Origin of the sequence: Qipengyuania mesophila, assembly GCF_019711655.1 — a bacterium.
Classification (GTDB): Bacteria; Pseudomonadota; Alphaproteobacteria; order Sphingomonadales; family Sphingomonadaceae; genus Qipengyuania; species Qipengyuania mesophila.
This window is the reverse complement of the sequence record NZ_JAIGNU010000001.1, coordinates 1,541,115-1,554,144: the sequence shown is the minus strand read 5'-3', so window position 1 is coordinate 1,554,144 and position 13,030 is coordinate 1,541,115. Positions and strand designations below refer to the sequence as shown.

The following is a 13,030-nucleotide window of genomic DNA, read 5'->3' as shown; positions in this document are numbered from 1 at the left end:
GGAACGGCGCTTCCACGGACGCATGGCCTTTGGCCAAAGATGGCAGAAAAGCTTGGTGCGGGTGGTGGGACTCGAACCCACACGAGCAAAGCTCAGGGGATTTTAAGTCCCCGGCGTCTACCATTCCGCCACACCCGCGATGGCAGGCAGCCCTAGTCGCTGCTCGCCGGGCGGGCAATCGCGGATCACGCCCTGAATGGCTCTCAGCCGTCGTTGAGACGGCGGCGCATGTCCTTGCCGGGCTTGAAATACGGCACCCGCTTGGCCGGAACGTCGACCGTTTCGCCCGTGCGCGGGTTGCGGCCCTTGCGCGCTTCGCGCTCGCGCGTCGAAAAGGCGCCGAAGCCGCGCAACTCGACCCGCCCGCCTTCGGTCAGGCGCTGCGAGATTTCCTCGAAGAAGATGTCGACGACCTGCTCGACCTCTTCGGCGCGCAGATCGGGATAGTCCTGGCCAAGGGCGGCGAGAAGTTCGGATCGGATCATAGAAGGTCTCCCGGTGCCATCGACCGCAAAATGCCGTTTCCTCTATGCGACCCTCGGGACCGCGCTTTTCCGCCCGATTCCAACCGGATGAATGTGGCAGAAGGCGGTGCCGCCCGCAAGTTCACAATTGTAAATTTTCGCCATCGGCGGTCAGGCGTCGGCGAGCAGCTCCGTCGCCGAAACGCCCAGCCGGGCCATGCGCGCGCGGATTTCGGGCCATTCGTCGCGCAGGAAGTTCTCCCGCTCGGATCGGCGCAGGCGTTCGGCCGCACCTCGGACCACGTACATGCCCACACCGCGCTGGACCTCGACCAGACCGTCGTTCTGGAACTGCTGGTAGGCTTTGGCCACGGTCAGCGGGTTGGCACCCTGTTCGGCCGCGAGCGCGCGCACCGAGGGCAACATCTCGCCTTCGGCATAGCGGCCATCGATGATCGCAGCGGCAATCATGTCGCGCAACTTCAGGTAAACGGGCTTGGACTGCGTGCTCATGGTATTTTCCCCGCAACAGACTGCATCAGTGCCATAATACACCGCTGCGCGCAAGGTTCCCGTACGGCGCGTTCAGCCGGGCGCAAGGCAGTGACAGCTGTAACTAATGCTTCACATGAGCGTTTGAACCGCTAGGGTGCGCGCCATTCCGACGCCCCTGCGCGTCCAATCGAGAATAATGGTTCGGGGATACCTTGATGAAAGACATGGCTTTATGGAACGAGGGTGACTGGATCGCCGCGATCGCAGTGGTCATCCTGGCAGCCTTCCTTGTAATCGGTGCATTGGCGATCACTCGCCCCAAGGAAGAGGTGCTGGGCCATCCCAAGGGTCTCTACGTCCTGTTCTTCGCCGAGATGTGGGAGCGCTTTTCCTACTACGGGATGCGCGCCCTGCTCATCCTCTACCTCGTCAAGCACTGGCTCTATTCCGATGGCGGCGCGAGCCTGATCTACGGGGCCTATACCAGCCTCGTCTACATCACCCCGGTCCTGGGCGGCTGGCTTGCCGACCGCTATCTCGGCCAGCGCAAGGCCGTGGCATTCGGTGCGGTGCTGCTGACCTTCGGCCACTTCTTCATGGCTTTCGAAGGCGACGGCAGCGGCTACGCCAACGACCCGACGCTCAACATCTTCTGGCTGGCACTGGCGCTGATCATTGTCGGCTCGGGCTTCCTCAAGGCAAACATCTCGGTGATCGTCGGCCAGCTCTATCCGCGCACCGACTTGCGTCGCGATTCGGCCTACACCATTTTCTACATCGGGATTAACCTCGGCGCCGCGGCCGGTACGATCATCGCCGGCTATCTCGGCGAGACGCTGGGCTGGGCCTACGGCTTCGGCGCGGCGGGTATCGGCATGCTGCTGGGCCTCGTGGTCTTCATCCTCGGCAAGCCCTTGCTGAAGGGTCAGGGTGAGCCGCCGGTTCCGGCCAAACTCAAGGAAAAGGTCGCCGGCTTCAGCCTCGAGTGGTTACTTTACGGCGTCGGCCTCGTCGGCGTCGCGGTGATCTGGCTGCTGATCCAGTTCCAGGATGCGGTCGGCTGGATCCTGCTTCTCTCTGGCATCGCCCTCCTGGGTTACGTGCTCAAGGAAGCCTTCAAGCTCGATGCGCACTCGCGCGACCGGGTGTTCGCGATGATCTGCATCATCCTGCTTATGCCGATCTTCTGGGGCCTGTTCGAACAGGCGGGCGGTTCGGTGAACCTGTTCACCGATCGCTACGTCGACCGCCAGGGCGTGCCGACTTCGCTGTTCCAGTCGATCAACCCGATCTACATCATCCTGCTCGGGCCGCTCTTCGCGGGCCTGTGGCAGTTCCTCGGGCGCAGAGGCTGGGAGCCCAATACTTACGCCAAGATGGGCCTCGGTATCGCGCAGATGGGCCTTGCGTTCATCGTCCTGGTATGGGGCGCGAATGCGGCGGGCGATGCGCTCGTCCCCGTACTCTTCATCTTCCTCTTCTACCTGCTTTCGACAACCGGCGAGCTCTGCCTGTCGCCGGTTGGCCTGTCGGCGATCAACCGCTTGTCGGTCCGCCACATGGCGTCGCTGATGATGGCTGCGTTCTTCTTCGGCACCGCCGGGGGCAATTTCGTGGCGGGCTTCATGGGCACGCTGATGGGCGGCGAAGGCGGCCACGGTGGGGAGATTACCCGTGACGGTGCACTCGATATCTACTGGACCATGGGTCTGGTGGCGGTCGGCATCGGCGTCTTCGTGATCCTCGTCTCGCCGCTGGTGAAGAAGCTGATGCATCTCGACACGCTGCGCGACGACGATGTGTCGGACGATCTGTCGGGTCAGGGCGAAGTCGCCGAACCGGTCGGGCCGGGCGCCCACCCGGCGACCGATCCGCGGAGCTGACCGCAACGCACGGCTCCATTCGGCGAAGCGCCGTATGGCTCCGACAAATGTATTTGACGGGTCGGGCCGGGGCAGCGATGCTCCGGCCCGACTGCATTGGGGGATCCATGACAAAATACGCCTTGCTCGCCTGCGCGGCTGCCTTCGCGGTGGCCGGTTGTTCAACCACTGGCGGGGGCGACGGCGTCGCGTCGGCAGGCGACTGGACCGCGCCGGTCGGAAAGGACGGCAATGCCCCCTTCCCCTCGACCTACCAGCGCTACCCCGGACGTCCCACGGCGCTTGTGGGCGCGACCGTCTATGACGGCAGGGGTGGGCGGATCGACAACGGTACGGTGCTGTTCCGCGATGGCGAGGTTGTCGCCGTGGGCGATGCCGCGCTCTCGACCGAAGGCTACGACCGGATCGACGGCAGCGGCAAGTTCGTCACGCCCGGCGTGATCGACATCCACTCGCACCTCGGCGACTATCCCACGCCGAGCGTCGAGGCGCATTCGGACGGCAACGAGGCGACCAGCCCGATGACTCCCGAGGTCTGGGCCGAACATTCGGTGTGGCCGCAGGACCCCGGCTTCACCCGCGCGCTCGCCAACGGCGGTATCACCAGCCTGCAGATCCTCCCGGGCTCGGCCAACCTCACCGGCGGGCGCTCGGTCACGCTCAAGAACGTATCGTCGCGCACGGTGCAGGGGATGAAATTCCCCGGCGCGCCCTACGGCATGAAGATGGCCTGCGGCGAGAACCCCAAACGCGTCTACGGCGGCAAGGGCCGCATGCCTTCGACCCGGATGGGAAATTTCGCGGTCAACCGGCAGATGTGGCTCGATGCGCAAGCCTATGACGGCAAGAAGCGCGATCTCGGCAAGGAAACGCTCAAGGGCGTGCTCGACGGCGAGATCCTCGTCCACAATCACTGCTACCGCGCCGATGAGATGGCGCTGGTCATGGATATGGCCAAGGAGATGGGCTACAAGGTGACCGCCTTTCATCACGCGGTCGAAGCCTACAAGATCGGCGATCTGCTGCGCGAAAACGACGTCTGCAGCGCTATCTGGGCCGACTGGTACGGCTTCAAGATGGAAGCCTATGACGGCATTCTCGAAAACGCGGCGTTCCTGCGCCAGGCGGGCGCCTGCGTGGTCATCCACTCCGACGATGCCAACGGCATCCAGCGCCTCAACCAGGAAGCCGCCAAGGCGCAGGCCGCCGGCCGCCGCCTGGGCATCGATATTCCCGATGCCGAAGTGGTCGGCTGGTTCACCTACAACGCCGCCAAGGCGATGGGCATCGCCGACATGACCGGCAGTCTCGAAGCGGGCAAGATGGCCGACGTCGTCTTGTGGAACGGCGATCCGCTGTCGGTCTATTCGCGGCCCGAGAAGGTCTGGATCGACGGGGCTCTGATGTTCGATGCAATGGACCGCAAACGGCGACCGGTGAGCGATTTCGAGCTTGGCCAGCCCGGTGAAGGAGACGTGAAATGAACCGCGCGCTGAACGCATTCGTCCTCGGCGCCGCGAGCATGCTCGCGCTGGCCTCCGCCGCCCCCGCCATGGCGCAGGACCTCGCCATCACCAATGCCACTGTCGCCACCGGCGACGGTTCCGAGCCGATCGAAGGCGCGACCGTCGTCGTGCGTGGCGGCAAGGTGGTCGCGGCAGGCCGCGGTGTCGCCGTGCCTGCGGGTATCGAGGCGCTCGACGGCACCGGCAGCTGGGTCACGCCCGGCATCTTCGCCACGGTTACCACTCTCGGCCTCTGGGATGTCGGCGCGGTCAGCGAATCGAACGACACGCGCGCCTCGAACTCCCCTTTCAGCGCGGCTCTCGACGTCAGCACGGCGATCAATCCTTCGTCGCAGCACATCCTCGTCCATCGTGCCGCAGGCGTGACGCGCGCGGCGACGATGATGCCCCCCTCGGCCTCGATCTTCGGCGGACAGGGTGCGATCATCGACCTCGGCGCGGACGCCAACGCAGTCACGCGCCAGCGCGCCTTCCAGTTCGTCGACCTCGGCGAGGGCGGTGCCCGCCGCGCCGGGGGGAGCCGCGTCTCGGCGCATGCGCTGTTCCGCAACGCACTGCGCGAAGCGACCCGGCTGGGCGAGGATGCGCGGATCCCGGGACGCTCGTCGAACCGCGGCAATGTCGACCTTGGCGACGATGTCCCGCTCGACCCGAGGCTTTCCGGCAGCCCGACCGATCGCGAAGGCGATGTGCTGCTGACCCGCTTCGACGCGGCGGCGCTGGTCCCCGTCGTGCGCGGCGAACAGAAGCTCTATGTCGGCGTCGAGCGCGCTTCGGACATCCGTAGCGTGATTGCCCTCAAGCGCGATTTCCCGCGCCTCGACCTAGTGCTGGTCGGTGCGAGCGAAGGCTGGCTGGTGGCGAGCGACATAGCCGCAGCCGGAGTCCCGGTCATCGCCGACGGACTCGACGACCTGCCGCAGAATTTCGAGGAACTCGCCAGCACACAGTCGAACGTCGGCCGGATGGTCAAGGCGGGCGTGCGCGTCGCGATCAATGCCTCGGCAATGGAGAACCCGCGCAATCTCGGCCAGTATGCAGGGAACCTGGTCGCGCTGACGCGCGTGCCGGGTGCCGATGGCCTCAGCTGGGGTCAGGCCTTTGCCGCGATCAGCTCGGTTCCCGCGACGATCAGCGGGATGGGCAGCAGGGCAGGAATCCTCGCCCCCGGCGCGCTGGGCGATGTGGTGATCTGGGACGGGGATCCGCTCGAGGTCGGCTCGGCTCCGGTGAAGGTCTTCATCGATGGTGTCGAACAACCGCTCGAGAGCCACCAGAGCCGCCTGCGCGACCGCTACCGCGATCTGGATACGAGCGACCAGCCCAAGGGCTACGACTGGTAGGGATGAACGAGATGCGTACAAGCATGCTCGCGCTGGGCGCCGCGATCCTCGCCGTGGGCGGCTATGCCGCCTGCGCGCAGGAGAGCCCGCCCGACCGGTCGCAGGACATCGCGTGGATGAACGCCCAGCAGGCCTATCTCACCAAGCTCGATGCCGAGGGCGGCTGGCGCGTCATGCCCGGCGGGCTGCGCTGGCGCTATACACACTTCGCCGGAAGCGAGGTTCACCCGACGGTCGAGGACACGGTGACGGTCCATTACGCCGGAACCTTCATCGACGGCGAGACCTTCGATTCCTCCTACGACCGGGGCGAGCCGGCGACCTTTCCACTCGGCAGGCTGATCAAGGCCTGGCAGATGGCGATCCCGGAGATGGGCGTGGGCGACACGATCGAGATCGCCGCCCCCGCCGACCTCGCCTATGGCGCGAGCGGCAAGGGCCCGATCCCCGGCGGCGCGACGCTGCTGTTCAAGGTCGAACTCATCGGTATCGAGGGGCGCTGAGCCGAGACGGCTTGCCGCGCGGTAGGACTGTGATAGCCTGACGTCCGACCTTGGGGGAGGACATCATGGATCCGCTGCTGTCACTCGTTGCCGCTTCGATCGCTTTCGTCGGCAGTCATTTCGCGCTTTCGCACCCGCTGCGCGCGCCGCTGGTCGGGGCGCTGGGCGAGAACGGCTTCCGCGCATTCTATTCGCTCGTCGCGCTGGCCACATTCGTCTGGGCGGTAGTCGCCTTCCGCGCGGTCGGCCCCTCGGGCCCGGTCCTGTGGTACGCCATGGGCGACATCGGCTGGGCGATGGCGACGCTGGTCATGCTCGTCGCATCGGTACTGCTCGCCGGCTCCTTCGTCGGCAATCCCGCGCTGCCCGCCCCGGGCGCGACGAGCCTTGCCGCGCGCGGCCCGCACGGCGTCTTTCATGTGACGCGCCACCCGATGATGTGGAGCTTCGCGCTGTGGGCGGCGACGCACCTGCTGCTGAGCCCGACCGCGCGGCAGATCGTGATGGCGGGCGCGATCGGCGTGCTCGCGCTGGTGGGCGCGCATCTGCAGGACCGCAAGAAGGAGGGGCTGATGGGCGAGGCCTGGGCCGGCTGGGAAGCGCAGACGAGCTACTGGCCGCGTTTCGGCCGACTGCTGCGCGCGGGCCCCGTGGCCTGGATCGGCGGCGTGATCATCTGGCTCGCCGCGACCTATGGCCATATCCACGCCAACGGGATGCCCGCAGGGATCTGGCGCTGGGTCTAGTCCTCCAGCGGCGCGGCCAAAGCGTCTACTGTCCGCTGAACTTCGGCGCGCGCTTTTCGAGCAGCGCGTCGATCCCTTCCATGTGATCTTCGGTGAGGTGCATCAGCGCCTGGGTGTTGGCGGCCATCTCGAGCGCGGTGTCGTAGCCGACCGAGCGCCCCTGCCGCATGAGGTTCTTCGCCTGACGCAAAGCGTGCGGGGGCATGGCGGCGACCTTGGCGGCGAGCGCGTGTGCCTCGTCCATCAGCGCCTCGCCCTCGACCACGCGGCTGACGAGGCCCCAGTCGAGCGCGGTCGCCGCATCGATCACGTCGCCGGTGTAGAACAGCTCGGCCGCACGCGCCTCGCCGATGATGCGCGGCAGTATCCAGGTGCCGCCATCGCCGGGGATGATGCCGAGCTTGAGGAAGGTGACGCCGAATTTCGCGCGATCGCTGGCGATGCGCATGTCGGCAAGGCAGGCGAGGTCGCAGCCGAGCCCGATCGCCGGCCCGTTGACCGCGGCGATCAGCGGCACGCGCAGCCCGTAGAGCGCGCGCAGCACCTTGTGGATGTTGTTGCGGTAGCCGTCGGAGATCTCCGGTGCGGTCCCCCCGAAGGTCCCGGTCCGCTCCTTCATCGCCTTGATGTCGCCCCCCGCGCTGAACGCCCGCCCCGCGCCCGTCAGGATCACGCAGCGTACGTCCATGTCGGCGTTGATGGCATCGCAGGCAGTCGCGAAGGCATCGCCGTCGCCCGCCGCGCCGAGCGGGTTCATCGTGTCCGGGCGGTTGAGCGTGAGCGTGGTGACGTGGTCGGCGGTGTCGATGGTGAGCAGGGTCATGTCAAATCAACGCAGACGGACGTACTTTGCCAAGCGCATCCCTTTGCGCACTTCGGTGGCGTAGCTATTGTCAATTTCAGAAGCCTCCACCACCTGATTGGCAGCGCTGCCTATCTCTTCAGCAAACTCAATGCCGAAGAGATGGATTTGTGTGACGCGCTCACCTTTCGCCGCTTTTTCAACGCGTTCGCTTAGTGTTTTCGCCAGCTGAGCAATTTGCATCTTCGCCCCCTATGCCCGCGCCTCTTCCACGCCTGCGCTGTTATGGCGCAGCGCGTTCAGCACCGTATCGACGATGTGCGGCGCATTGAGGCCCGCCTCATCGTACTGCTTCATCGGATCGTCATGATCCTGGAAAATGTCGGGCAGGCGCATGGTGCGCACCTTGAGGCCGCCGTCGGTCAGGCCCTCGTCCGAGGCGAAAGTCAGCACATGCGCGCCGAGGCCGCCCACGGCGCCTTCCTCGACCGTGACCACGACCTCGTGGCTGCGCATAAGCTTCTCGATCAGCGCGGTGTCGAGCGGCTTGGCGAAGCGCATGTCGGCGACGGTGGTCGAAAGGCCCTTGGCCTCGAGCTGGTCGGCGGCCTTCTTCGCCTCTTCCAGACGCGCGCCCAATGACAGGATCGCGACCTTGCTGCCTTCGCGGACGATGCGGCCCTTGCCGATTTCGAGCTTTTCGAGCGTTTCGGGAATCTCGACTCCGACGCCATTGCCGCGCGGATAGCGGAAGGCGATCGGGCCTTCGTCATACTCGGCCGCCGTATAGGTCATATGCGCCAGCTCCGCCTCGTCGGCGGCGGCCATCACGACCATGTTGGGCAGCGTCGCGAGATAGGTGATGTCGAAGCTGCCCGCATGGGTGCAGCCATCGGCCCCGACCAGCCCCGCGCGGTCGATGGCGAAGCGCACGGGCAGGTTCTGGATCGCCACGTCGTGCACCACTTGGTCGTAGGCGCGCTGGAGGAAGGTCGAGTAGATCGCGGCGAAGGGCCGCATGCCTTCTGCGGCCAGGCCAGCAGCAAAGGTCACGCCATGCTGCTCGGCGATGCCGACGTCGAAGGCCCTGTCGGGATGCGCCTTGGCGAACTTGTCGACGCCGGTGCCGCTCGGCATTGCCGCGGTGATGGCGCAGATGCGCGGATCGCTGTCGGCCAGCTTCGCCAGCGTTTCGCCGAAGACGTTCTGATAGGCGGGCGGGCCGCCCGAGCTCTTCTTCTGCTCGCCGGTGACGACGTCGAACTTGGCGACGCCGTGATATTTGTCGGCGCTGTTTTCGGCCGGAGCGTAGCCCTTGCCCTTCTGCGTCACGACATGGATCAGCACCGGGCCCTGTTCGCTGTCGCGGACATTCTCCAGCACCGGGATGAGGTGGTCGAGATTGTGCCCGTCGATCGGGCCGACATAGTAGAAGCCGAGCTCCTCGAACAGCGTCCCGCCGGTCACCATGCCCCGGGTGTATTCCTCGGCCTTTTCGAGCCCGCCCCACACGCGCCGACCGAGCTTCTTGGCGATCTTCGACGCCATCGAACGCAGGCCGAGATATTCGCTGCTCGACACCATCCGCGCGAGATAGGCCGAGAGGCCGCCCACGGGGGGCGCGATCGACATGTCGTTGTCGTTGAGGATCACGATCAGGCGATTGCCCGCCTGTTCGGCATTGTTCATCGCCTCATAGGCCATGCCCGCGCTCATTGCGCCGTCGCCGATCACCGCGATGCCGCGGCCGGGGCGGTCCTGCATCTTGTTGGCCATGGCGAAACCGAGCGCCGCCGAGATCGAAGTCGACGAATGCGCCGCGCCGAAGGGATCGTATTCGCTCTCGGCGCGCTTGGTGAAGCCGCTGAGGCCACCGCCCTGGCGCAGCGTGCGGATGCGGTCACGCCGTCCGGTGAGGATCTTGTGCGGATAGCACTGGTGGCCGACGTCCCACACCAGCTTGTCGGTCGGCGTGTCGAAGACGTAGTGGATCGCAGTGGTCAGTTCGACCACGCCAAGGCCCGAGCCGAGGTGCCCGCCGGTCTGCCCCACCGCGTCGATCATCTCGGCACGCAATTCGTCGGCCAGCTGGCGGAGCTGATCCTTCTTGAGCTTGCGGAGATCGTCGGGTGTATCGACCGTGTCGAGCAACGGCGTCTTGGGGCGACTAGTCATGGCGATGCGCTCTACACGCGTCCGACGAAACTGTCGATGAACGCTTTGTCGCCAGAAGGGAACGGACTGCCGGGGCCTAAGCGGCGCAATCGTCGCACAGCCCGCGCAGCTCGATCACCGGGCGGACGTCGGTGAAGCCCGCGTCCTTGCCCGCCTCGCGCAACGCGCCGGTCACGCGGTCGTCGTCGACATGCGTGGCCTTGCCGCAATCGTCGCAGATCAGGAAGATGCAGTCGTGCCGACAGCCCGGATGCGTGTTGACGAGATAGGCGTTGGCGCTCTCGATCCGGTTGGCGAGATTGGTCCGCACGAACAGGTCGAGAATGCGATAGACGCTGTTGGGCGCCACCCGCTTGCCGCGGCTCTGCGAGAGATTGTCGGCGATGTCGTAAGCGCTGGCAGGCTTGTCGTGCCGGGCGAGTTCCTCGAACACCGACTGGCGCATGCCGGTCCATTGCTCGCCGCTGTCGGTGAGCGTGCTACGGGCGGCGGCGATCAGGTCCGCGCCCTCGTGTTCCTTGTGAGCATGGTGATGTCCGGCCATGCGCCAAGAGGTAGGGCGCGGCGCGCCCTCGCGCAAGCTAGTCGCGCCGGAAGCTCGCCGAATAGACGCGGGGATACATCCGCTTGAGCGCCGCCACCTTGGGAGCATCCCAGCGCACGATATAGGCATGGCGCGGGTTCTTCGCGGCGAAATCCTGGTGGTAGCTCTCGGCCGGGTAGAACCCCTGTGCGCGCTCGATACGGGTGACGATCGGGCGGTCCCACAGTTTGGCGGCCTTGAGCTGCGCGATATAGGCCTTGGCGACGGCATTCTGTTCGGCGGAAGTCGGAACGATCGCGCTGCGGTATTGCGTGCCCGTATCGGGACCCTGGCGGTTGAGCTGAGTCGGATCGGCAACGACCGAGAAGAATATCCTGAGCAGCTGGTCGTAGCGGATGACGTTCGGGTCGTAGGTGACCTTCACCGCCTCGGCATGCTCGGTCATGCCGCTGGAAACGAGATTGTAGGAGGCCTGGCGCTCGGTGCCGCCATGATAGCCCGAGACCGCGCTCCTGACACCCTTCACATGGCTGAAGACGGCCTCGACGCCCCAGAAGCAGCCGCCAGCGAAGATCGCGGTCTTGAGGCCCTTGCCTTCCCGCGCCACGCGCTTGGCCTTGGGGGCCGCGACCGCGCTCTCCGCCGCAAGGGCGGGCTGCTGGCAGGCCGCAAGTCCCAGCGCCAGTGCCGCGGCGGCAAGGGCGGCGCGCCCGCGCATCAGAAGATGGCGGCGATCAGTTGCGGCACAGCGCCGAGGATTTCGCCGCCATTGGCGATGAGCACGGCGATGGCGCCGGCTCCGAAGCCGATGCCGAAGTTGCGATAGAGGTCGGGGGTGAACAGGCTCATGGTCAGGTCTTTCGTCAGTCTCGCCGACATGGTTACACCGGCTGCACTTGCAACCTGCTTAATGCGATCGTTGTGAACGGTTCAGGCGATGATCCGCCGGACCGGTCGGCTCAATGGCGGAAATGGCGCATCCCAGTGAAGACCATGGCCAGCCCCGCCTCGTCGGCGGCGGCGATCACTTCCTCGTCGCGGATCGAGCCGCCCGGCTGGATGATCGCGGTCGCGCCCGCTTCGGCTGCGGCCAGGAGGCCGTCGGCGAAGGGGAAGAAGGCATCCGAGGCGACCGCGCTGCCGACCGTGCGACTCTGGTCCCAGCCATATTTCTCCGCCGCTTCGGCAGCCTTCATCGCGGCGATGCGCGAGGAATCGCGGCGGTTCATCTGGCCCGCGCCGATGCCGGCGGTCGCGCCGTCCCTGGCATAGACGATCGCGTTCGACTTGACGTGGCGCGCCACGGTCCAGGCGAAGAGGCAGTCCTTCAGCTCCTGCGCGGTCGGCTCGCGCTGGGTGACGACCTTGAGATCGGCTTCGGTGATCGCGCCATTGTCGCGCGTCTGCACCAGGAGGCCGCCGGTGATCGGCTTGACCAGCAGCCCGCCGCGGCGCGGGTCGGGCAGGTCGCCGGTGACGAGCAGGCGCAGGTTCTTCTTCCTGGCGAAAGCGGCCTTCGCCTCCTCGCTGACCGAGGGCGCGATGACGACTTCGGTGAAGATCTCGCAGATCGCCTCGGCGGTCGGCCCGTCGAGTTCGGTGTTGACCGCGACGATGCCTCCGAAGGCCGACACACTGTCGCAGGCAAGCGCCTCGTTCCACGCTTCGAGCAGCGTGGGCGCCTGCGCCACCCCGCAGGGGTTGGCGTGCTTGACGATCACCACCGCGGGCTCGCCGCCGGCGAATTCGGCGCACAGCTCGAGCGCGGCGTCGGCGTCGTTATAATTGTTGTAGCTGAGCTCCTTGCCCTGGAGCTGCTCGGCCTGCGCGATGCCCTTCCCGTGCGGGCCGGCAGGCGTGTAGAGCGCCGCTTTCTGATGCGGGTTCTCGCCATAGCGCAGCTCGACCGGCGCCTTGCCGTTGACCGCGAGGAAATCGGGGAAGAGCTGTTGCTGGTCGGCGAATGCGAACCACTGGCTGATCATCGAATCATAGGCGGCGGTGGCGGCGAAAGCCTTGGCCGCGCATTTGCGGCGGAAGTCGAGCGAGGTCGCACCGGTCGCCTCGAGTTCGTTCTTGAGGGTATCGTAGTCGGCCGGATCGGTGACAATGGTGACGAACTGGTGGTTCTTCGCCGCGCTGCGCACCATGCTCGGCCCGCCGATATCGATGTTCTCGATGATCTCGTCGCGCTCGGCGCCGCGCATCACGGTCGCTTCGAAAGGGTAGAGATTGACCACCACGAGGTCGATCGCGCCGATCGCATGCTCGTCCATCGCGGCGGCATGCTCGGGATTGTCGCGCACCGCGAGCAGGCCGCCATGGACCATCGGGTGGAGCGTCTTGACGCGCCCGTCCATCATCTCGGGAAAACCGGTGAGGTCGGAAACGTCCTTCACCGTGAGCCCGGCTTCGCGCAGCGCCTTGGCGGTGCCCCCGGTAGAGACCAGTTCGACGCCCTTGGCTGCCAGCACCCGGCCGAGTTCCACCAAGCCGCTCTTGTCGGACACCGAGAGCAGTGCCCGCTTGATCGCCACGTCGGTCATGAA

14 protein-coding genes and 1 tRNA gene are annotated in these 13,030 nt (G+C 66.1%); 5 read left to right on the top strand and 10 right to left on the bottom strand.

Features of this window, described 5'->3' with window-relative positions; translation table 11 throughout:
- Positions 1-53: 53 nt before the first annotated feature.
- From K3181_RS07845 to K3181_RS07835, 3 genes are all read right to left on the bottom strand, one after another.
- Positions 54-138 (bottom strand) — tRNA-Leu (locus K3181_RS07845).
- A 65-nt stretch (positions 139-203) separates the two neighbouring features.
- Positions 204-485 carry an integration host factor subunit beta gene (locus K3181_RS07840; protein WP_221602440.1) on the bottom strand — a complete coding sequence of 94 codons (282 nt, stop codon included), beginning with the start codon at positions 483-485 and terminating at the stop codon, positions 204-206.
- Positions 486-635: 150 nt separating this feature from the next.
- The gene (locus K3181_RS07835) at positions 636-977 is read right to left on the bottom strand and encodes a GntR family transcriptional regulator (RefSeq protein ID WP_221602439.1); all 342 of its coding nucleotides are present in this window, start codon (positions 975-977) and stop codon (positions 636-638) included.
- Positions 978-1,174: 197 nt separating this feature from the next.
- On the opposite strand from K3181_RS07835, the gene K3181_RS07830 reads away from it, so the two are divergent.
- The 5 genes from K3181_RS07830 to K3181_RS07810 all read left to right on the top strand — a co-directional run bounded on the left by K3181_RS07830 (position 1,175) and on the right by K3181_RS07810 (position 6,960).
- Positions 1,175-2,842 (top strand): peptide MFS transporter, encoded by a 1,668-nt coding sequence (locus K3181_RS07830; protein WP_221602438.1) that lies wholly within the window; start codon positions 1,175-1,177, stop codon positions 2,840-2,842.
- A gap of 107 nt (positions 2,843-2,949) precedes the next feature.
- Positions 2,950-4,326, top strand: coding sequence for an amidohydrolase (locus K3181_RS07825; protein WP_221602437.1), 1,377 nt, complete (start codon positions 2,950-2,952; stop codon positions 4,324-4,326).
- A complete protein-coding gene (locus K3181_RS07820; protein WP_221602436.1) occupies positions 4,323-5,711 on the top strand; it encodes an amidohydrolase family protein in 1,389 nt (462 codons plus the stop codon). Before K3181_RS07825 ends, K3181_RS07820 begins: the two co-directional genes overlap by 4 nt.
- Before the next feature lie 11 nt (positions 5,712-5,722).
- On the top strand, positions 5,723-6,214 hold the full coding sequence (locus tag K3181_RS07815; RefSeq protein ID WP_221602435.1) for an FKBP-type peptidyl-prolyl cis-trans isomerase: 492 nt from the start codon (positions 5,723-5,725) through the stop codon (positions 6,212-6,214).
- A 65-nt stretch (positions 6,215-6,279) separates the two neighbouring features.
- Positions 6,280-6,960, top strand: coding sequence for an NnrU family protein (locus tag K3181_RS07810; protein WP_221602434.1), 681 nt, complete (start codon positions 6,280-6,282; stop codon positions 6,958-6,960).
- Between the two features lie 25 nt (positions 6,961-6,985).
- Here the strand turns inward: K3181_RS07810 and K3181_RS07805 are convergent, their stop codons facing one another.
- The 7 genes from K3181_RS07805 to purH all read right to left on the bottom strand — a co-directional run bounded on the left by K3181_RS07805 (position 6,986) and on the right by purH (position 13,027).
- Complete coding sequence (locus K3181_RS07805; RefSeq protein WP_221602433.1) at positions 6,986-7,783, bottom strand: crotonase/enoyl-CoA hydratase family protein; 798 nt, start codon at positions 7,781-7,783, stop codon at positions 6,986-6,988.
- 6 nt (positions 7,784-7,789) lie between these two features.
- The gene (locus tag K3181_RS07800; protein ID WP_221602432.1) at positions 7,790-8,005 is read right to left on the bottom strand and encodes an HTH-like domain-containing protein; all 216 of its coding nucleotides are present in this window, start codon (positions 8,003-8,005) and stop codon (positions 7,790-7,792) included.
- Between the two features lie 9 nt (positions 8,006-8,014).
- Positions 8,015-9,937: a 1-deoxy-D-xylulose-5-phosphate synthase gene (dxs, locus tag K3181_RS07795; protein WP_221602431.1), complete on the bottom strand. Its 1,923-nt coding sequence runs from the start codon at positions 9,935-9,937 to the stop codon at positions 8,015-8,017.
- A 76-nt stretch (positions 9,938-10,013) separates the two neighbouring features.
- On the bottom strand, positions 10,014-10,481 hold the full coding sequence (locus K3181_RS07790) for a Fur family transcriptional regulator (RefSeq protein ID WP_221602430.1): 468 nt from the start codon (positions 10,479-10,481) through the stop codon (positions 10,014-10,016).
- 37 nt (positions 10,482-10,518) lie between these two features.
- Positions 10,519-11,199 carry a peptide-methionine (S)-S-oxide reductase MsrA gene (gene msrA, locus K3181_RS07785; protein WP_221602429.1) on the bottom strand — a complete coding sequence of 227 codons (681 nt, stop codon included), beginning with the start codon at positions 11,197-11,199 and terminating at the stop codon, positions 10,519-10,521.
- Positions 11,199-11,360, bottom strand: coding sequence for a hypothetical protein (locus K3181_RS07780; RefSeq protein WP_221602428.1), 162 nt, complete (start codon positions 11,358-11,360; stop codon positions 11,199-11,201). Before K3181_RS07780 ends, msrA begins: the two co-directional genes overlap by 1 nt.
- Positions 11,361-11,440: 80 nt before the next feature.
- Positions 11,441-13,027, bottom strand: a complete 1,587-nt coding sequence (purH, locus tag K3181_RS07775) for a bifunctional phosphoribosylaminoimidazolecarboxamide formyltransferase/IMP cyclohydrolase (protein ID WP_221602427.1) — start codon at positions 13,025-13,027, stop codon at positions 11,441-11,443.
- Positions 13,028-13,030: the final 3 nt, after the last annotated feature.